Genomic DNA, 20,866 nt, shown 5'->3' with positions numbered 1-20,866 from the left:
TTACTGGAGAATCCACATTAACTTGTTCACATCGTCCGAACCATTGTACTGACGCTGAACAGCTTCGTTGGCATTATCAGGATTGTAACTGAACTCAGCTTCCGGATACATCCATCTTGTAGGAATCTTATTTTTTTCCGTATTCAGGTTGGTATTCGGGTTGATAGGCAATACCGGATATCCGGTACGGCGATAATCATAATAAGCATCATACGGATGCTGCAGGAACGAGGCGAGATAACGTTGCAGCAAAATCATTTCCAGATCTTTCTCCTTGTCGCCGGACAACTGTATAACCGGTTGTGCCAGATACTCCTGGATATATTCTTGCGTTATGGTACGTCCGTGAGTATATTCTTCTTTATCGGGGGTATTGTCTGCTATGAAATTCATGCTGGCTTCTATACCTTTCTTATAATAAGTAGAAGCATCTTCCGAAATCCAGCCACGTACAGCTCCTTCTGCCAGAATAAAATTCTGTTCTGCATAACTCAGCCGCATCAAAGGCTCACCTTCCGGAACACGGGTATAGCGTAGGTTTGCCAGGCAGAACTCACCTTTTCCGTACAGCACGGAGATATTTGAATAGCTGTCCGAGGGATCAATCGAAAGATAAGCATCCCACTCGGAATCCTTTATACCTTTATCTGTCTGGGCTTTGGCGGGAGAAGCATAATAGAACATACGATAATCGTTGAACTTCTTCAGGTTATCGATAATCACACTCGACATCATCAGATAATCAGAATGTTTGTTCTGAGTGTAATAGAACGGATAAAGTTGTCCGGCCTTATTAGAGTATACCAACTGGAAGTTGTCCGCATTCGAAGTCATCAGTGAGCCCGAAGATACCAGACGGGCAAAGCGTTCTTTCACTTTCAGATCCGCATCCGTATCTTTCTTACACAAGTGAGTCAGCACTTTCAGTTCGAAGGCGACTACAGTCTTTTTCCAGTTTTCGGTGTCACCGCCAAAAATAGGATCACCGTCAAAGTCACTGCCCGATGAGAATAAAGTATACGCTTCTTCCAAATCTTCCAAGACTTGGCGCATCACCTCTTTCTGTGTATCGTATTTGGGTTTCTGAACACCCTCTTCACCTTTCAATGCATCACTGTAAGGAATATCACCCACTTCCAACGATTTATAGAACAGTTTATAGGCTTTCATAAACTTAGCCAGAGCTGCATACGAATCTTTATCTCCCTCATTGGCTGCATCGACCATCTTCTGACAGTTTGTAAGGATGGTATAGCCGTCAAAATCTGTCCTGCCAAACAAATTGTATTGTTCATCCGAAGCATTCTCCGACCATGCAATCTGTTTGCTCAGCATGCTGTGGTACACAAAGTTCTTAGCAGAGCCCTGTTGTGTAATGTTCAGGATAAGTTTTGTAGCCAACATAGGTGCTGTCACCTTGGTTGCAGCATCGGGGTTCGTATTCAAATCATCAAACTTGTTACAAGATGCCAGAATCGTAGCACTTGCTGTAAGTAAAAGCAACGTTTTATTTATTAGTTTCATAATTTCCTTTTTTACAAATCAAACTTAACATTAAATCCGACATATCTCATAGAAGGTGAATTCAGGTCATCCGAATCCACATCCGGGTCAGCATACTTAAACTCTTTCATCCAAATCAATAAGTTCTGTCCGATCAAACCGAGTGTAACGCCTTTCATGTGAATCTTTTCACAAACTGACTTAGGCATTGTGTACAACAATGAAAGTTCACGCAATTTCAGGAATGTACAGTCATGCACGTTCTGGTAAACCTTACCACCTGACCATGGATTGTAATTCTTGATATAACTTTCATAGGATACCTGAGTGTCATTCGGTGCAAACACACGTGTATCGCTCACAATCTTTCCGGTTGTGTCGTATTCAACTTTACCCGATACTACTTTCACACCCTGGCCTACATAATTCTTTTTACCGTTCACTACTTCGTCATAACGCCATTTGTTATCACTATCGGGGTGTACACCGGTATTCCACATAGTCTGTTCCGTACGAGAGTAAGCCATACCGCCTACACGTCCGTCCAACGAAATTCCCAATGTCCAGTCTTTATAACGCAAGGTAGTACTGAGTCCCCAGATCCAGTCCGGATATTCATTGCCCATCACTGACTGATATTTACTTTGTACCGGATATCCGTTTTCATGGATAATGTTTCCCTGAGGGTCACGTTCCCAATCGTAGATACCATACCAGTCCCAACGCTTGCCGGCAGCTACCCAAGGTTTCTGTGTAGAATATACAGGATCGACTTTCGCATAGAAATAGCGGTCACGGGCCCAATTGGCATTCACTTCCCAATTCCAGTCTTTCGTCTGAATCAGAGAAGCAGTCAAAGAAACCTCCACTCCTCTACGAACCTGCTCTTCATCATAGTTCACCAATGTTTTAGTAAAACCGGACGAACCGCTGATAGTGGCTTCACGTGTCAGATTGTATTTCAGTTTATTGTAGTAAGAGATATCAAAACGCAAACGGTTGTCCCATACATTGAAGGCAGTACCGATTTCATAAGAACGTGCAGCGGTCGGTTCAAGCGTTGTACTGCGGATCATTTCCGGGTACACGGCTGTATTCATTCCATCCCACACATTCGTGCTTACACTGTAAGCCTGGTTCGTATCATAAATACCCAAGTCGCTCTTCGTTACTGTCCAGGCACCCCTGAGTTTCCAGAAGTTCAGCCATTCGGGCATCTTTAGTAACTGCGACATAATGATACTTCCCGATACAGCCGGATAAAAGTAAGAACGAGTCTCCGAAGGCAAAGTAGACGACCAGTCATTACGTGCCGTTACATCCACAAACACAGTGCTTTTCCATGAAGCTGAGAATTTTCCATAAATAGAGTTTACCTGTTTCTGCTTGTATGAACTTGAAGAGGCAATTGGGTCAACCGATGCTTTCAATGAATAATATCCCGGAATACTCAATCCGTTACGGGTATTCGATGAAATAGCGTCATCATAATAATAGTAGATCGTACCTCCGACAAAACCGTCGATAGCAAAATCACCGAAGCTGTGATTGGCAGACAGCAAAGCGTCACCATTGAAACTGAATCCGGTGGATTTGGATGTATAGAAGTATCCGTTCTTGTCCCATCCGCCGCGGGCGCTCATTGCGTTTTTCTTTTCCGTACGGCTGGCATAAGCATCGGCACCGGCTCTCATCGAAAAGTTCAACCAAGGCATGATGTCATATTTACCGGACAAGTAAGTGTTTACTTTATCGTAGTCATTGGATGAAGTCATTTCATGAGCCAGATAATAAGGATTATCATACCACACATCGTTCATCCAGTTCTGCTCTTCGTCTTTCTTTCTCCAATAGTTTTTATAGTCGCGTACATCATAATCGGTACCCGTCCATACCAACAGGTTGTAGATGTATCCACCGCCACCATAGCCGGCTCCTTCTCCATTCGGATAGAAACGCTTGTTATAAATGGCACCACCTTCAAAACTCAGTTTGCCGAACTTCATATCCCCACCTACCGAGTAAGTAATCTTATTCAATCTCTGATTGGGATACTGTCCTTTATTATAAACATGCGACAGAGAAGAACGGAAGCTTCCATATTTACCGGTCTGGCTGATGCTGATGTTATTATTGGTAATGAAACCTGTCTCCAGGAAATTCTTAAAGTTGTCTTTACCTTTCGATATCAATGGCATCTCTTTCCATTCATAAGTATACGGGTCATACTGTACAGCTGTACGGCCGATGTCCAGTTTATCACCCCAAACGAAGTCGGCAGCGGTATATTTACCTCCCTGACCGGTACTGTATCCATGTTGTACTTCCGGCAATACCAGATAACCGGCATTGAACATCGTACTGCTGTTTACCGAAATATTAAGTCCCTCCTGACTACCTTTCTTCGTAGTCACCATAATAGCTCCCGAACCTCCGCGGGCACCATACAGGGCCGATGCGGTAGCCCCCTTCAACACGTCAACAGATTCGATATCGTCTGCTGCAATATCATTCAGAGAGATATTGCTATATGGCACACCATCTACTACCAGCAATGGAGTTTCACCACGCAATTTGAGAGTTGGGGCTGTATTGAACTCCGTACTGTTGGTTACATTCAAACCGGCAACTTTACCAGTCAGTGAAGTAGCAATATTAACGGGCTTCACAGTAGACAGCTTACTTCCGCCCACTTTCTGAACGGCATATCCCAATGCCTTTTCTTCCCGCTTGATTCCCAAAGCAGTTACAACCACTTCGTCTATCATTTCAGCATCTTCCGCCATCTTAATTTTCAACATGGTTTTTCCGTTCACCGCCACTTCCTGCTGCTGATATCCGATAAAAGAGACGATCAGTACACCATTGGTAGGCACTTCCAATTTAAAGTTACCTTCCACATCCGTAATCGTTCCGGTTCCCTGAGCACCTTTCAATTTGATGTTAGCACCTATTATAGGCTCGCCTGCGGTATCTACGATAGTTCCCGAAACCAAAACCGTATTCTTTTTTTGTTGGGGAGATACCGCCAAGGACTGTACGTCAGCCTCTTTGCGTACATGAAGAGAAATATAATTATCTGCAAAATTATAAGAAATATTATTTTTAGAGAGTACCTCTCTTAGTAAATCGGCCACTCTATGTGTTCCCTTCTTTACAGTTACCTGGCGAGAGGCATTGATTTCTGCATCACTATAGATAAACAGATAATCGGTTTGTTTTTCAATCTCCGCCATAAACTCCTTTAACGGAAGTTGATTTCGAGACATGTTTACCCTTGCATTTTGTGAGCTTACGCTGGCATGTGCCTGAAGAATAAGCAAAAATAACAGCAAGACTGTGCATTTCATAATTCGCAAGATTTGAATAATTTCACGTTGTTTAATTGCATAAGATAACAGCAATAAGTTTTTTTTCATACTTTTGCAATGTAATAAGGTTAATACTTTGTTGTTTTTTTATTTGGCTCTGCCAAATGTGTTGACTTTATCGGGAGGGAAAGGTGTACCAGACCATTTCCTCCTTTTTTCATTTCAAACTGTTTTTTATATCATAGGCATCTGCTTTTAGTTAAGTATATCATTATATTTATCAATAAATAATTATTTCTTCTTCACTAACTATTTTATACTTGAAAGGCATAGCGCCTTGCAAGGCTTTTAATATACTCTCCAAAGAATCGCTTTGCCTGAATTTTCCGGAGATCCGCTGCGTCGCGTTGACTGACCGTTCTATTTTAATATTCACATCATTCCATAAAGCGACACTATTCAGTACTCTCCCAAACGGCTCGGACAGAAAACTGACAACTCCGTTCTTCAGATATTCTTCATTATCAAAGTCAGACTCCCGCTTCATCAACCGGTCTCCCCACAACACTGCCTTTTCTTTAGGCTGTAGAAACACTTCGTTCCTTATATCCGCCGGATCATAGATATGTACGCAACCTTCCACAAGATCGGTCTCAAACTCTTTACTATTTTTATAAGCCGATATATTGAATTTAGTTCCAAGTACTCGGATACGGTAACCTTTAGCCGAAACAACAAATGGCTTCTCGGGATTCTTTGCCACATCAAAATAGGTAGCACCGTCCAACTCTATTTTACGGTCCGTTTCATTGAAAGAGGCCGCAAAACGAAGACGACTACAGGGGCTTAGCCAGGCAATGGTTCCATCAGGTAATTCTATTTTTACACGCTGTCCCTTGGGAGCCGTAACTATGGTATAACTTTTTCCGAATTCCTCAGATAAATACAGCTTCGCAGTATAGAAAGTTCCTACCACTAATACCGCGAAAACAGCAGCATATTTCAAAGAAACCGTTATCGCGCGCTTTAATCTTTTACGGAAAAGAAGTTGCATAAAATGCTGTTTCCCTTTACGGCTGGTCTCCGAATCATCCTGGCAGGAGAGTATTTGGGTCAACGCCACTACATTTTGCATCCGAAGAAATTCTTTCTTCAGAGCCTCATCACTTTCTATCCGGTCGAAGAGATCTTTTTTCTCTTCACAGGTCATCTCTCCTGCAAAATATTTATCTATCAGTTCACTCATTTTTAGGATATTCTATTAATAAGGCGTAATAGCTTTTAAAATCCACTAAAAGAAAAGAGACTTTTTTTACGAAAATTTTTCCCTATCATGGTAAATTCCTATCAATCAATACTAAAGATTAAACACTTATATCTTTCCGTTTCTAAAATAATAAGAAAAAACCAAAGAACAAATGAGTTCTCGAATCCTCCCGGCTCCGATTGTTCATACTTTGATTGAAATAAAATCCATCCATAACCTAACTTACAATGAAGTTAAAATCGAATATAATCTCCATATACCGATGAAAGTACTTTAGAATCTACCTATAGAATTAATGTGAGTTATTCTACATAACCGACTCCGTATCAACAGAAGTTCAGAACGACCGGCACAGAAATTACCAAGAGAGCAAGCTAACTCCATAGCAAACATAACACATTGTAAATAAACATCTTACATCATTCTAAAGTATCTTTATCTCAGCCCGGGTATGCGGGACGAGATAAGAAACTGACCATTTTCACTAAAGATACTAAGAAAAACAAACTGCTTTAAATGGTATAAACAGATAGAATAACAGATACATCTATCTGCATATCAAGAATATACTCTGAATCGGACTTGCCAAATCGAGGGTGGAAGATGAAAGATGAAGGTGGAAGATGGAAGATCGAAATGCATTTTTCGTATGAGAGACGGCAAGGCTCGTTTGAAAAGAAAACAGTTCCTGCGCCGGATACTGAATAATCAGAATACTTGGTGATATTGAATTCCACTAAAATTATTATTCATACCTTTGTGGACCGTATTACAAAGGACCCAATCATATATGCAAAAAAGACTTATACATTTATCCATTATCTTCTTTCTGCTATGTCCTGCCCTGGTAGTTGCGCAGAACAGTCCTCTTGAAACTCAACTAAAGAAAGCCATAGAAGGGAAAAAAGCCGAAATAGGAATTGCAGTCATTATCGACGGGCAAGATACGATAACAGTCAATAATGATATTCATTATCCCATGATGAGTGTTTTCAAATTTCATCAGGCATTGGCATTGGCCGATTACATGCATCATCAAAAGCAACCTTTGGAAACCCGGTTATTGATTAAAAAGTCGGATTTAAAGCCGGACACCTATAGTCCGCTTCGAGAAACATACCCACAGGGAGGAATCGAAATGAGCATTGCCGATCTACTGAAATATACGCTTCAGCAAAGTGACAATAATGCCTGCGATATTCTTTTTAATTATCAAGGTGGTCCGGATGCCGTGAATAAGTATCTTCATTCATTGGGAATTCGTGAATGTGCTGTCATCCATACAGAAAACGATATGCATAAGAATCTGGAGTTCTGTTACCAAAACTGGACTACTCCATTAGCAGCCGCCAAATTACTGGAAATATTTCGCAATGAAAACCTTTTTGACAAAGAATACAAGAATTTCATTTATCAAACAATGGTGGAATGTCAGACAGGACAAGACCGCCTGATTGCTCCACTGCTCGATAAAAAAGTAACAATGGGGCATAAAACCGGAACAGGCGACCGTAATGCGAAAGGACAACAGATCGGTTGCAATGACATCGGGTTTATTCTTCTTCCCGACGGACATGTCTATAGTATAGCCGTCTTCGTGAAAGATTCCGAAGCAGATAACAGAGAAAACAGTGAGATTATCGCAGAAATTTCGCACATCGTTTACGAATACGTAACGCAACAGATAGATTAACGCAAAGATATCAAAGAATACACCTCCGTTTACAATATCGATGCCCGATAACAAAACCGGCTACAGATACAACCGTTCACTATCACTATCGGTGACTTGAAAAATCCAGTATCTGTAGCCAGTTTGTAAAATCAGCTTTGTTTGTGCAACCTTTTGTTTCTACACATCCTCAAAGCATTGGTCCTATTTCTTTTTAGACTTCTTAATCTTTTGTGCAGGCACTCCTTCGAAAGTCATCTTTACAGGATTAATAAATCCATCCTTATCAAACGTCATTTTATCAATGCATGTCACACGATGATCGCGTGCATTATCATTCAGTGGACGACGATGATAGACTATATAATAATCATCTGTTCCGGGAGCATGCAGTAATGAATGATGACCGGCACTGGTAGCTACCGAAGGATCTTGTTGCAGAATCTTAGCTACCCGTTTAAAAGGTCCGAACGGAGAATCGGAAATAGCATAAGCTACAGAGTAATCGGGACCTCCCCAACCACCTTCACTCCACATAAAATAATATTTACCGTCTTTCTTGAACATAAACGGACCTTCAACATAGTTCTCCGGAGTCACTTCTTTATAGACAGTGCCATCTTCAAAAGGAACGAGCCCTGTAAAATCATCGTTCAACTGTACAACATTGCAATGCCCCCAACCACCATAATACATATAATAATGTCCATTATCATTGTATACAAACTGATCGATCGGTTGCGCTCCATTCACTATTTCATTAATCAACGGCTTACCCAATAAATCTTTATAAGGTCCTTCAGGACGATCGCTAACCGCTACGCCAATACCGCCAATCTCTCCTTCATGAACGTCATTCGCTCCAAAGAAGATATAATATTTCCCATTCTTTCTGATTACCGAAGGAGCCCACATCGCTTTCTTAGCCCATTTTACGGCAGTAGTGTCCAAAACTGAAGCATGTTTCGTCCAATTCACAAGATCTTTGGAAGAGAAACAATCGAAAAAAGTCTGATTTTCGTAAAGATCACTCCAAGTTGGAAAAATCCAATAAGTATCATCATAAATGATGCCTTCCGGATCAGCATACCATCCTTGAAATACAGGGTTCCCACTTGTGGCTTTATGAGAAGCCACTTTCTTTTGCTGAGCAAAGCAGCAAGCACCGACTGTCAACAGAGCGATGCAAATAACTAAGTGTTTCATTGTTGTGTTTTGAATATAAAAATAAATAATGATTTGACAAAAATAGGGAATATTTCTCAGATAATGAAAACAAAGAGGGGAAAGTAGTCTTTCAAGTCTTCTTTTAATTTACGCAACGCTATGACAATCTGATTTTCAACCGTATTTGGAGAAACATTCAACTTTTCAGCTATCTCTTTATAACGGAGATTTTGCAAACGGCTCATAATAAATATTTCACGGCACCTCTCCGGTAAACGATTGATGGCATTATTCAGTATTTCTTCAATATCGGCATCCGAAAGACGATCATTATCAAATGCTTCCAATGAATACAGTTTCAATTGAAGTTCTCTGTTCTCTATTTCCGAAAGCGAACCTTTACGAACTTCACGGACCATCTCCTTACGAAAATAGTCTATACAACGATTTTTTGCTAACGTAAACAGATAGGCATTCAGATTCTGAAGAGTCTCAATGATATCTCTGTGTTCCCACAAATAAATAAAGATTTCTTGGACAATATTCTCCGATTCATCTTCCGAAATCAGATACGTCCTAGTAAAACGCAGCAACTTCGGAAAATAAATATCATAAATTTCAGAGAAACCGTCTTTTTTCATACTATTATCCTGTTGTAAGCTAAAGAAGCGATATTTATTACACAGGTTGCAAAGATATAAAAAGATTTAAAATTCATTATTACTAATTTATGAATATTACTCTTATCTTTGTGAAAAACTAACATAAATACAACATGAAACATTTAACAGTCTATTTTTTATTGGTATTGCAAGGAGTTCTGTTCAGTTTTTCGCTTTCGGCCGCAACTCCCCAAAATGCAATAGCCTATCATGATGGTAACGTGCGTTTTAGCGTCCTTACAGATGGGGTAATCCGTATGGAGTGGAATCCTTCGGGTTCGTTTACCGACGGTCCCTCTTTTGTAGCAATCCACCGCAATCTACCTGTTCCCAAGTACACAGTACAAAATAAAAATGCTACGGTAGTGATCAGTACCGCCCGAATGAAACTAAAATATAAGAAAGGTCAAGGCCCCTTTACGAAAGATAATTTAACGATCACATCAGCTAAAGGGATGTTCCCCTTTCAATGGACACCCGGAACAATACAAAAAGGAAATTTGAAAGGGACAGACCGTACATTGGATGGTTTTGAAGGAGACCACAATATATACAGCCACCAAGATATGAAGCTGGAAGACGGTCTTCTATCGACAGACGGATGGACCTTGATTGATGATTCAAAGAATTTCTTATTTGACAATTCGGAATGGGCCTGGGTAAAAGAACGTGAACACAAAGACGGACAAGACTGGTATTTTATGGCTTACGGGCATGATTACAAAGCTGCCTTAAAAGATTTTACTGTATTTGCCGGTAAAGTACCTCTTCCACCCCGTTATGCATTCGGTTATTGGTGGTCAAGATATTGGAGCTACTCAGACAAAGAAATGCGCCAATTAGTAGATAATTTCCACACTTATAATATCCCCTTGGATGTATTGGTAGTAGACATGGACTGGCATTATACCGATCCGGGCTTCGGCGGATGGACAGGCTGGACTTGGAACCGCAGGCTATTTCCCAATCCCGCCAAATTTCTGGGTTATCTGAAAAGCAATGACCTGAAAATCACACTAAACCTGCATCCTGCCGATGGTGTAGCTCCATATGAAGAAAAATATCCGGAAATGGCACAATGGATGGGAGTAGATACAGCTAAACAGGAACGTATTCCCTGGGTGGTTTCGGACAAACGCTTTATAAACGGTATGTTCAACAAGGTACTCCGCCCAATGGAAAAACAGGGAGTGGACTTCTGGTGGCTCGATTGGCAACAATGGATGTATGATAAAAAAGTAGACAGCCTCAGCAATACCTGGTGGATCAATTATGTTTTCTTCTCAGACATGGAACGCAACCGTGACACTCGCCCGATGCTCTACCACCGCTGGGGAGGACTGGGCAATCACCGCTATCAGATTGGCTTCTCGGGAGATGCCGTCATCTCTTGGAAATCACTCGAATTCCAACCTTACTTTACCAACTGCGCTTCCAATGTGCTATACGGCTACTGGAGTCATGACATCGGAGGCCACATGTTCAAGGGAGGAGACAAAGAAATACTCGACCCGGAACTCTTTACCCGTTGGATGCAATATGGTGCCTTAACACCTGTAATGCGCACACACTCTACAAAGAATTCTGTTCTAAATAAAGAATTATGGAATTTCAAGGGAGATTATTTCGAAGCATTACGCAACTCCATTCTGTTCCGTTATCAACTGGCTCCTTATATCTATACAATGGCGCGTGAAACTTATGACAACGGTATTTCTATCTGTCGTCCAATGTACTATGATTATCCGGAAGCCAAAGAGGCATACGATTTCAAGAGTGAATACATGTTTGGCGATCAAATTCTGGTAGCACCTATCACCACCCCCATGCAGAACGGACTTTCTACTGTAAAGGTATGGTTACCCGAAGGAAACGACTGGTTTGAATGGACCACCGGAACCCTATTGAAAGGCGGACAGATAATAGAACGTTCGTTTACCCTAACCGAATATCCGGTTTACGTAAAAGCCGGTTCCGTACTGCCACTTTACAACCGTGTGAAGAATCTTAATAGTAATAGCGAAGAGATTATCGTAAACATATTCCCTGGAGAAAATGGTTCATTTACCTTTTATGAAGATAATGGTAATGATAAATATTATGCCAATGAATATGCTCGTACCCGGATGTACACTGAACGGAAAGAGAACCACTTAACTGTAACGGTAGGTCCTCGCCAAGGTAAGTATCGCAATATGCCAACCGACCGCCAATTTAAAATCAAAGTTTTGGGTTCTGCCATTCCGGAGACAATCACTATTAATGGTAATAGAGCTGAATATGAGTACATCGGCGATGAATTAGCCTTATTGATCACCATCCCTCAAACAGCATGTGATCAGGAAAAAACAATAGAAATCCAATACCCGACCTCCATTCCGGAATTAAACGACGGTATCGTTTCACAGTTCAAACGATTCAGCAAAGCAATCACTGCTTTAAAATACCGGGACGCCGGAATTGTATTGACGCCTGCTATGGGAGCAACCGAAGCTACCAGCATTGCATTAACCTACTCGCCGGAACGTTTTAACGAACTGATAGAAACGTTTAAAAGAAACTACAGTCAAATGCCGGAGATGCTCAAAGAACAGAAACTGAACGAAGCCAATAGCCAATGGTTTATGAAGGCAATCGGCTGGAAGAAATAATAATATCACCAATATCGTCGGCAGGATGTATTTCTGTCGACGATATATACAAATTACATGTTTCACCAGACTGCACTTTACGCACTGCCTATAATTCACATCATAATGTATACCTTAAAACCAATTCATCACAGAGAAACACAAAATTTCCGGTAAGTTTACCTATTATTTCCACTCTCCATCCCCCTTGTGGTAAATCACATTGGGGCTATTTCTTTCCCAAACGGCTAATTTACCGGATGAATTCGGATAAAAGATCAAATTCTTTTCAAAAAAACATTTATAGAACCTATTATATTCAAGTAATATCAATATCTTTGATAGAAATAGATATTACCTATTTATGGATTGAAATTATCTATTTGACAGGTAAATGATTTAGCTCTACATTTGTCGGGTAATAACACGGAAGAAGGGCTGTAAAAGACTCCACATCATTGAAAGCTTTGTTTCCGATAAAATCAAAATTATATGGAAAATAAAAAACTCACAGCAGCTAATGGTCGTCCTATCGCCGACAACCAAAACAGCCAGACAGCAGGACCTCGCGGGCCTATTATGTTACAAGACCCATGGTTGATTGAAAAACTTGCTCATTTCGACCGTGAAGTTATCCCTGAACGCCGTATGCATGCCAAAGGCTCCGGAGCTTACGGTACATTTACCGTCACACATGATATCACCAAGTACACACGAGCAGCTATTTTCAGTCAAGTAGGCAAGCAAACAGAATGTTTTGTACGTTTCTCCACTGTAGCAGGAGAACGCGGAGCTGCTGATGCAGAACGCGATATCCGGGGATTTGCCATGAAGTTTTATACAGAAGAAGGAAACTGGGATTTGGTAGGTAACAATACTCCCGTCTTCTTCTTACGCGACCCGCTAAAATTTCCTGATTTAAATCATGCTGTAAAACGCGATCCACGCAACAACATGCGTAGCGCTAACAATAATTGGGATTTCTGGACCCTGTTACCCGAGGCTCTTCATCAGGTAACTATCACTATGAGTCCGCGTGGCATTCCGGCTTCCTATCGCCACATGCACGGATTCGGCAGCCATACTTACAGTTTCCTAAACGCAGAAAACAAACGAATTTGGGTTAAGTTTCATCTAAAGACTATGCAGGGCATTAAAAACCTGACTGATCAGGAAGCTGAAGCAATCATCGCCAAAGATCGTGAATCGCATCAACGTGACCTATACGAAAGCATCGAACGGGGTGATTTCCCAAAATGGAAGTTCCAGATTCAGTTGATGACTGAAGAAGAAGCAGATAACTATCGTATCAATCCGTTCGATCTTACCAAGGTTTGGCCACACAAAGATTTCCCATTGCAAGATGTAGGTATTCTTGAATTGAACCGTAATCCGGAAAACTATTTTGCAGAAGTAGAACAATCGGCTTTCAATCCGATGAATATTGTTGAAGGTATCGGCTTCTCTCCCGACAAGATGTTGCAAGGACGATTATTTTCTTATGGTGATGCACAACGCTACCGATTGGGTGTAAACTCAGAGCAGATACCGGTAAACAAGCCACGTTGTCCGTTCCACGCCTTCCATCGTGACGGAGCAATGCGAGTGGACGGAAACTATGGTTCAGCCAAAGGTTATGAACCGAATAGTTATGGCGAATGGCAAGACTCGCCTGAGAAAAAAGAACCGCCTTTAAAAGTTCACGGAGATGTATTCAACTATAACGAACGTGAATATGATGACGATTACTACAGTCAGCCGGGTGATTTGTTCCGACTGATGCCTGCGGATGAACAACAATTATTGTTTGAAAATACCGCACGCGCCATGGGTGACGCAGAATTGTTCATCAAACAACGGCATGTACGCAACTGCTACAAAGCTGATCCGGCTTATGGCACAGGAGTAGCTCAAGCATTAGGTATTGATCTGGAAGAAGCCTTGAAAGAATAATCTAACTTCTTCGATATGCGCCTCAAATGTGATTCCGTTACATTTGAGGCGCATTTACATAAAGAAAGAACACAATCTCACTATAATTTATCCTTATCACAACGCCTTCCACAATTTCTGAAAATCACTATATTTACCATAGCACACCAATACGTCATCCGGACGTATCTTGGCATCCTCCGGCAATTCGTTTACAACCTTGTGCTCCACCAAAGAAATGCCCAGGCAATTCTTGATCGTATTGGAACGCTTCAATCCGATCAACTTCAAATTGAATTCTTCATCTAAATTCAGCTCGTTAACAAAATAGCCGACAAACTTCTCGGGAACATTGAACTTAACCACATAATATTCCGAGTCTACCCGAAAGGTTTCCATCTTTGTACCAAAATCCAATAGCTGCACCAAACTCCGAGCCGCATCTTCCTCCGGAGTCAAAATCTTCTCCAACCCAAAAGCCTCAAGTACCGCTTTGTGAACCCCATCAATGGCACGTGCATAAATATGCTTTACCTGCTTTTGCTTCAACATAGCCACCACACGAATTGAAGCTCCGAAATTTTCACCGATAGCGACAATCACCATATCAACACTGTTGAGAGGCAGGACGGAAAGAGACTGCTCGTCCGTCGCATCGATCACAAAGGCGGTGGCAATCTTATCTTTTATGCTATCTACCCGCCCTTCATCCAAATCAGCCCCTATCACCTCGTGCCCTAAGGTAGAAAGTTCTTCGGCCAACACATGACCGTAATTTCCAAGACCAATAATAATGTATTTCATAATGAATTCAACTGATTAGTTTATGATAATGTTATCGCTCGGATAACGGTATTTCGTATTCTTTTTCTGTTTCACAATGCCCAGTACCAGTGTAATAAATCCCACACGGCCGATAAACATAAGCAATGATACCAGCAATTTACTTTCATCACACAGCAAAGGAGTCGCATTCAGACTGGAACCAACCGTACTGAGAGCCGACACACATTCAAAGGTCAGAGTCATGATAGACATCTTAGGCTCCAGTATACTTAAAATAAATATAAATACAAACAAGATTCCTAATGAAACAACCACAGCCGCATTGGAGCGACGAATAGAATCGTGCGACAATTCACGACCGAAAACCTCTACTCTCTCTGTTCCTCTCAAAACCGCAATCAAGTTGAGTGAGGCCACGGCAAACGCATTTACTTTCACACCACCGGCCGTAGACTGTGCCGCACCACCAATCCACATCAGAACAATATAAAGCATAATGGTCTGTATACTGAGTGAAGTCAAATCGACACTGCTGAATCCGGCCGTTCGGGGACAAGTGGCATTAAAGAAAGCCTGTGTCCACTTATCAGCAATCGACATACCGGCAAACGAATGATTCCACTCAAAAATTGCAATGGCCACCGTGCCGAAAACAAGCAATAAGACAGTCATTATCAGAACAATCTTGGTATTCAGGTTAAATAAATGGTGTACCCGGTGATTGTCCCATTGACGGGTACGAATCAAACGCCAGAAGCGACGGGCATGGTAAACAATAATATCTTTGAAATTAACAAGAATCGGGAAACCGATTCCCCCAAAAATGATCAGGAGCGACACGGTTATATAAAGCCAATTATGATTAGTCATTACCATCGGATTACCCAAATTACCCGGCAATGTAGAAAATCCGGCATTACAGAAAGCAGAAATAGAGTGGAAGGCAGAAAAAGCCAGTTCATCCTGTACATCCATCCCCAGTGTACCATGAATACTGAACCAGATAGAAAGCATACCGACTCCCTCAATCACCAGAGTGAAACCTAAAATATATAATAAGGTAGAAAGTAATGACCCCAACGAATTGGAACTTACCATATCACGTACCACTAACTGATTGTACAGAGAAGTATTTCCCATGAAGAACATAGCAAAGAAACTGGTCAGAGTCATGACTCCCAAACCGCCGATCTGAATCAGCAATATGATCACTGTCAGTCCCGCCGGAGTAAAGGTGGCAGACACATCAACAGGTACCAGCCCTGTTACACATACGGCACTGGTAGAAGTAAACAGTGCATCGACCCACGATAATGTAACACCGTCTACTGTACAACGAGGCAACATCAACAATCCCGCTCCGATTAAAATAATCACCAGAAAGCTGGCAGCCAAAATCAGAGAAGGATTCGTCCGCCTTCCTAAAAGGCGTACCAATCCGTTCGATAAATTCAAAAGAGAAAAAAGTAACAGCAGGACAATGTGATAAAAGTAGCCGTGTAGGAACTCCCACAAATGCAAGATAGCCCCTCCTTCTTCGGGACGATGAAAAATGACCGGTATCAGAGTCAGATATAACAACCAACTCAGTATCCAGGCAAGTTTCCGGAAATTCTTTTTCGTATCCCTGTATTCAAGTAATATATGCAGGGTGACGTCAATCAAGAATATAATCCAGACCGTCTTATAGAGAAGATGTATTTTCGTAACTTCATGTGCAGAGAGCGTAAAGCCATGTTCATAGATCACTCCCACTATCAGCATAATGGAGGCCAGATAGGTGATGATTGCCATTAATCGTAACAAAAGTCGTACGTAAGGCTGCAATAATTTATTCTGATATAAAAAGAATTTATGATAAATCTTCATCGGATTGCATATTAATTGAGTCGCACAAACTTAACTAAAATAACAAACATATCCGATTCTTTGTTGCTGAAATCATATAATTCTTAAAAATTATACTTACTTTTGGCATCAGAATAATCAAATAACTACAATATTATGAGCGACAAGAAAAAAAGGTACATGCTGCCTGAAGAAGAAATTCCACACTATTGGTACAACATACAAGCCGACATGGTGAACAAACCGATGCCTCCGTTGCATCCGGGAACCAAACAGCCATTAAAGGCAGAAGACCTGTATCCGATCTTCGCAGAAGAACTTTGCCGTCAGGAGCTGAACCAGACTGACCAATGGATCGAAATACCGGAAGAAGTTCGTGAAATGTATAAATATTACCGTAGTACTCCATTGGTTCGTGCCTATGGTTTGGAAAAAGCATTGGGTACGCCGGCACATATCTATTTCAAGAATGAAAGTGTCAGCCCGATGGGTTCACACAAATTAAATTCCGCCATCCCTCAAGCTTATTATTGCAAAAAAGAAGGCGTACAAAACGTAACAACTGAAACCGGAGCAGGACAATGGGGAGCCTCTTTGGCCTATGCCGCTAAACTCTTCGGTCTGGAAGCAGCCGTCTATCAGGTAAAGATCAGCTATGAACAGAAACCTTACCGCCGCAGTATCATGCAGACTTATGGTGCCCAAGTGACCCCATCCCCTTCAATGTCAACCCGTGCAGGAAAAGATATCCTGACTGCACACCCCAATCATCAGGGATCATTAGGGACCGCCATCTCCGAGGCAATCGAACTGGCACAAACCACTCCTAACTGCAAATATACATTAGGTTCCGTTTTGAGCCATGTCACCCTTCACCAGACAGTGATCGGTCTGGAAGCCGAAAAGCAGATGGCAATGGCTGGCGAATATCCTGATATGGTGATTGCCTGCTTTGGTGGCGGCTCCAACTTCGGTGGTATCGCATTCCCTTTCATGCGTCACAACATACTTGAAGGTAAAAAGACACGTTTCATCGCTGCCGAACCGGCATCTTGCCCGAAACTTACCCGAGGCAAGTTCCAGTACGACTTCGGTGATGAAGCCGGATATACTCCACTGTTGCCTATGTTCACATTAGGACATAACTTTGCCCCGGCCAATATCCATGCAGGCGGACTTCGTTATCACGGTGCCGGAGTAATCGTTTCGCAACTCCTGAAAGACAAACTGATGGAAGCAGTAGATATCAGTCAGTTGGAATCATTCGAAGCAGGATGCCTGTTCGCACAAGTTGAGGGAATCATCCCTGCTCCTGAATCATGTCACGCCATTGCAGCCACCATCCGTGAAGCCAATAAGTGCAAAGAAAGCGGAGAAGAGAAAGTAATACTGTTCAATCTGTCCGGCCACGGACTGATCGATATGGCTTCATATGACAAATATCTGTCCGGCGACTTGGTAAACTATTCGCTTACAGACGATGATATCCAAAAGAATCTGGACGAAATAGGAAACTTAGCTTAATCATTAAGACCATCTGAGCTTTTGCCCCATAACAATATATGTAATGAGTGATTACATATATTGTTATGGGGCAAAACATATATTGTTATGGAAATGTTATCTTTGCAGACAAATCAAAGAAAAGAATTATGAAATATATCGGAGCACATGTCAGTGCATCGGGAGGAGTAGAGTTTGCTCCTGTTAATGCACATGAGATCGGGGCCAATGCGTTCGCCCTCTTCACAAAAAATCAACGCCAGTGGGTCAGTAAGCCTCTAACTGAAGATAGTATTCGTCTATTCAAAGAAAATTGTGAGAAGTTCGGTTTTGCCCCCGAATACATTCTCCCACATGACAGTTATCTGATCAATCTGGGACATCCTGAGGAAGAAGGATTAACTAAAAGTAGGGCTGCTTTCCTTGACGAAATGCAACGCTGCGAACAACTGGGATTAAAATTACTGAACTTCCATCCGGGAAGCCATCTCAACAAGATATCGGTAGAGGAATGTCTGGACCGAATTGCAGAAAGTATCAATCTGGCTTTGGAAAAGACCAAAGGAGTAACCGCTGTTATTGAAAACACGGCAGGACAGGGAAGTAACCTGGGAAATGAATTCTGGCAGTTGAAATACATCATCGACCGCGTGGAAGATAAAAGCCGTGTAGGAGTGTGCCTGGACACCTGCCACACCTTTACAGCCGGTTATGACTTTCTGAATGATTATGATGACGTATTCGGAGAATTCGGTGAAGTGGTCGGATTTGAATATCTGCGGGGAATGCATCTCAACGATTCAAAAAAAGAATTGGGAAGTCGTGTAGACCGTCACGACAGCATCGGTAAGGGATTAATCGGTTTCGCTTTCTTTGAGAAGCTAATGAAAGATCCCCGTTTCGACAACATGCCGTTGATTCTGGAGACTATCGACGAAACACTGTGGCCCGAAGAAATAGCCTGGCTGAGAGAACAAACTCAATAAATATTGGCCATACTTACCAAAGGCTCGTATAATTTTTCAATATCTTGTGCATCCATCTCGATCTGCACCTGATCCCCCGGAACAAGTTTCTGCTTTGCCGGGGGTATATCTTTCCTGTCCCGGTGTATATTGATAATTTCACAACGTTCCGGCAACTGTATTTCATTGACTGTTTTCCCATCAAAATACGAACCACTCATCACTTCCACAGAGAGTGTATAACGTTTCTCTTCCTGAAATTCAGGAGAATTAATCATATCATCATAAAGTGTCACATTAAACGGTTGTATCTGCAACATTTCCGTAAAGTAATAGGTCAGTCCACCCACGACGATAGAAGGATAGAAAACTTCCAAATGTCCGGTGATTTCCGTAATCAAGACAATGGCTGTCAGAGGAGTCCTGATCACAGCAACTAGAAAGGCAGACATACATATCAACATAACATAACTGATATTTTCGTATCCGATGATCCCCTGACGTACCAGAATCAAAGCGACTATCTGCCCGATCAACCCTCCGGTAACTAAAGTGGGAATGAAACTTCCTCCCGGCAATCCGGATGAAAATGAAAGTACGCTAAAAACAAAGTGCAGAATCATCATCCCCACAATCCACATAATATGAGTATCGGCATGCATCGCCTGTCCCAACAAGAATTGCTCACCTCCACCGGTTAAATTCACCTCAGTAAGCGATATTAAGTAAGCTATAAACAAGAGATAGAGCATCTTAACATAGGCCGGATGCTTGATTGCGGGATAAAGTCGCTTAAACCAAACAGTAATAACCGAATAAATCTTACCGGATACGGAAATCACTGCAGCCAATAATAAGAACAGTTTAACTTGTGAAAAGAAAGTCAGTCCGGGAGAAATGGCATCAATCTGAAAATAAGGATTGATAGGAAAAATCATACTTGCCACACCGCCGGCCACCACTCCCGCAAGCAAAGTAGTTATAGCAGTCTTGGGGGCATCAAAACGTTCGATAGACTCAATAACCAGTAAAGATGAAGCCAAAGGAGCGGCAAAAGCAGCAGCCAATCCGGCACCGGCACCGGCTGCCAGCAGTTGTTTTCGTTCACCGGCCAATACTCTTCCCCACTTCGATACAAGGCACCCCACATAAGAACCTATCTGGACGGAAGGTCCTTCACGCCCTAAAGACAATCCCGCACTCAAAGCCAGCACTCCTCCCACAAATTTAGACACCAATTCAATAAAAGGATGTTTGTAAGAGATACGTCCATTAATAACCCCACGGGTTTGAGGGATGCCCCCACCGGTGATTAAAGGCATTTTTTTCACCAGCCACATAACAAACAAAAGTATTCCCCATAAGGACAAGAAAATAGGAATATGCCAATACCAATGTGGATGCGAATCAAAAAAATCTCTACGGGTATTGAAAAACAATTGTAGCAGATAATGATAAGGAACAGCAACCAGTCCTGTCAACAGTCCTACGAATATACTGACAAAATAAAGACGAGCATCTATCAGCTTCAGCTTCCATACCCGCCATTTCCTCATATCCTTTAAATCATCTGATTTCCCAAACATATCTCTGTCCGTTATACCGTTGCAGTGTACAACA

At 41.8% G+C, this 20,866-nt stretch carries 13 protein-coding genes; 5 read left to right on the top strand and 8 right to left on the bottom strand.

Annotated elements, in window-relative coordinates; all coding sequences use genetic code 11:
- From BSHG_RS11805 to BSHG_RS11815, 3 genes are all read right to left on the bottom strand, one after another.
- Window positions 1–1,524 (bottom strand): SusD/RagB family nutrient-binding outer membrane lipoprotein, encoded by a 1,524-nt coding sequence (locus BSHG_RS11805; protein WP_005785902.1) that lies wholly within the window; start codon window positions 1,522–1,524, stop codon window positions 1–3.
- An 11-nt stretch (window positions 1,525–1,535) separates the two neighbouring features.
- On the bottom strand, window positions 1,536–4,922 hold the full coding sequence (locus BSHG_RS11810) for a SusC/RagA family TonB-linked outer membrane protein (protein WP_008659030.1): 3,387 nt from the start codon (window positions 4,920–4,922) through the stop codon (window positions 1,536–1,538).
- A 172-nt stretch (window positions 4,923–5,094) separates the two neighbouring features.
- The gene (locus BSHG_RS11815) at window positions 5,095–6,060 is read right to left on the bottom strand and encodes a FecR family protein (protein ID WP_008659029.1); all 966 of its coding nucleotides are present in this window, start codon (window positions 6,058–6,060) and stop codon (window positions 5,095–5,097) included.
- Between the two features lie 811 nt (window positions 6,061–6,871).
- On the opposite strand from BSHG_RS11815, the gene BSHG_RS11820 reads away from it, so the two are divergent.
- On the top strand, window positions 6,872–7,774 hold the full coding sequence (locus BSHG_RS11820; RefSeq protein WP_008659027.1) for an extended-spectrum class A beta-lactamase CepA-49: 903 nt from the start codon (window positions 6,872–6,874) through the stop codon (window positions 7,772–7,774).
- 183 nt (window positions 7,775–7,957) lie between these two features.
- Here BSHG_RS11820 and BSHG_RS11825 read toward each other — a convergent pair whose 3' ends face one another.
- On the bottom strand, window positions 7,958–8,959 hold the full coding sequence (locus BSHG_RS11825; protein WP_005795630.1) for a glycoside hydrolase family 43 protein: 1,002 nt from the start codon (window positions 8,957–8,959) through the stop codon (window positions 7,958–7,960).
- Window positions 8,960–9,015: 56 nt separating this feature from the next.
- Window positions 9,016–9,561 (bottom strand): RNA polymerase sigma-70 factor, encoded by a 546-nt coding sequence (locus BSHG_RS11830; protein ID WP_005785889.1) that lies wholly within the window; start codon window positions 9,559–9,561, stop codon window positions 9,016–9,018.
- 134 nt (window positions 9,562–9,695) lie between these two features.
- On the opposite strand from BSHG_RS11830, the gene BSHG_RS11835 reads away from it, so the two are divergent.
- Together BSHG_RS11835 and BSHG_RS11840 are read left to right on the top strand one after the other, a co-directional pair.
- The gene (locus BSHG_RS11835) at window positions 9,696–12,233 is read left to right on the top strand and encodes a TIM-barrel domain-containing protein (RefSeq protein ID WP_008659019.1); all 2,538 of its coding nucleotides are present in this window, start codon (window positions 9,696–9,698) and stop codon (window positions 12,231–12,233) included.
- Window positions 12,234–12,704: 471 nt separating this feature from the next.
- Window positions 12,705–14,165: a catalase gene (locus BSHG_RS11840; protein ID WP_005785885.1), complete on the top strand. Its 1,461-nt coding sequence runs from the start codon at window positions 12,705–12,707 to the stop codon at window positions 14,163–14,165.
- A 96-nt stretch (window positions 14,166–14,261) separates the two neighbouring features.
- Here BSHG_RS11840 and BSHG_RS11845 read toward each other — a convergent pair whose 3' ends face one another.
- Window positions 14,262–14,948, bottom strand: a complete 687-nt coding sequence (locus tag BSHG_RS11845) for a potassium channel family protein (RefSeq protein ID WP_005785882.1) — start codon at window positions 14,946–14,948, stop codon at window positions 14,262–14,264.
- A gap of 15 nt (window positions 14,949–14,963) precedes the next feature.
- Entirely contained in the window at window positions 14,964–16,799 is a 1,836-nt protein-coding gene (locus BSHG_RS11850; protein WP_005785879.1) for a TrkH family potassium uptake protein, read from the bottom strand.
- Window positions 16,800–16,934: 135 nt separating this feature from the next.
- Between BSHG_RS11850 and BSHG_RS11855 the strand changes: the two genes are divergently transcribed.
- Complete coding sequence (locus BSHG_RS11855) at window positions 16,935–18,302, top strand: TrpB-like pyridoxal phosphate-dependent enzyme (RefSeq protein ID WP_005795636.1); 1,368 nt, start codon at window positions 16,935–16,937, stop codon at window positions 18,300–18,302.
- A gap of 128 nt (window positions 18,303–18,430) precedes the next feature.
- The gene (gene nfo, locus BSHG_RS11860; protein WP_005795638.1) at window positions 18,431–19,267 is read left to right on the top strand and encodes a deoxyribonuclease IV; all 837 of its coding nucleotides are present in this window, start codon (window positions 18,431–18,433) and stop codon (window positions 19,265–19,267) included.
- Here the strand turns inward: nfo and BSHG_RS11865 are convergent.
- Window positions 19,261–20,832 carry a ClC family H(+)/Cl(-) exchange transporter gene (locus BSHG_RS11865; RefSeq protein WP_005801020.1) on the bottom strand — a complete coding sequence of 524 codons (1,572 nt, stop codon included), beginning with the start codon at window positions 20,830–20,832 and terminating at the stop codon, window positions 19,261–19,263. The two genes, nfo and BSHG_RS11865, sit on opposite strands and share 7 nt — an antisense overlap.
- Window positions 20,833–20,866: the final 34 nt, after the last annotated feature.

The sequence above is a fragment of the Bacteroides sp. 3_2_5 genome (genome assembly GCF_000159855.2).
GTDB lineage: Bacteria > Bacteroidota > Bacteroidia > Bacteroidales > Bacteroidaceae > Bacteroides > Bacteroides fragilis.
The sequence above is the reverse complement of the archived record's forward strand: the minus strand, read 5'-3'. Positions and strand labels throughout refer to the sequence as shown.

What these genes read in the sequence shown, in the direction of transcription:
- BSHG_RS11820 (WP_008659027.1), top strand. Translation starts at nt 6,872, where the DNA reads ATGCAAAAAAGACTTATACATTTATCCATTATCTTCTTTCTGCTATGT.
- BSHG_RS11855 (WP_005795636.1), top strand. Translation starts at nt 16,935, where the DNA reads ATGAGCGACAAGAAAAAAAGGTACATGCTGCCTGAAGAAGAAATTCCA.
- BSHG_RS11865 (WP_005801020.1), bottom strand. Translation starts at nt 20,832, where the DNA reads ATGTTTGGGAAATCAGATGATTTAAAGGATATGAGGAAATGGCGGGTA.
- BSHG_RS11840 (WP_005785885.1), top strand. Translation starts at nt 12,705, where the DNA reads ATGGAAAATAAAAAACTCACAGCAGCTAATGGTCGTCCTATCGCCGAC.
- BSHG_RS11825 (WP_005795630.1), bottom strand. Translation starts at nt 8,959, where the DNA reads ATGAAACACTTAGTTATTTGCATCGCTCTGTTGACAGTCGGTGCTTGC.
- BSHG_RS11830 (WP_005785889.1), bottom strand. Translation starts at nt 9,561, where the DNA reads ATGAAAAAAGACGGTTTCTCTGAAATTTATGATATTTATTTTCCGAAG.
- BSHG_RS11850 (WP_005785879.1), bottom strand. Translation starts at nt 16,799, where the DNA reads ATGAAGATTTATCATAAATTCTTTTTATATCAGAATAAATTATTGCAG.
- BSHG_RS11835 (WP_008659019.1), top strand. Translation starts at nt 9,696, where the DNA reads ATGAAACATTTAACAGTCTATTTTTTATTGGTATTGCAAGGAGTTCTG.
- BSHG_RS11815 (WP_008659029.1), bottom strand. Translation starts at nt 6,060, where the DNA reads ATGAGTGAACTGATAGATAAATATTTTGCAGGAGAGATGACCTGTGAA.
- nfo (WP_005795638.1), top strand. Translation starts at nt 18,431, where the DNA reads ATGAAATATATCGGAGCACATGTCAGTGCATCGGGAGGAGTAGAGTTT.
- BSHG_RS11810 (WP_008659030.1), bottom strand. Translation starts at nt 4,922, where the DNA reads ATGAAAAAAAACTTATTGCTGTTATCTTATGCAATTAAACAACGTGAA.
- BSHG_RS11805 (WP_005785902.1), bottom strand. Translation starts at nt 1,524, where the DNA reads ATGAAACTAATAAATAAAACGTTGCTTTTACTTACAGCAAGTGCTACG.
- BSHG_RS11845 (WP_005785882.1), bottom strand. Translation starts at nt 14,948, where the DNA reads ATGAAATACATTATTATTGGTCTTGGAAATTACGGTCATGTGTTGGCC.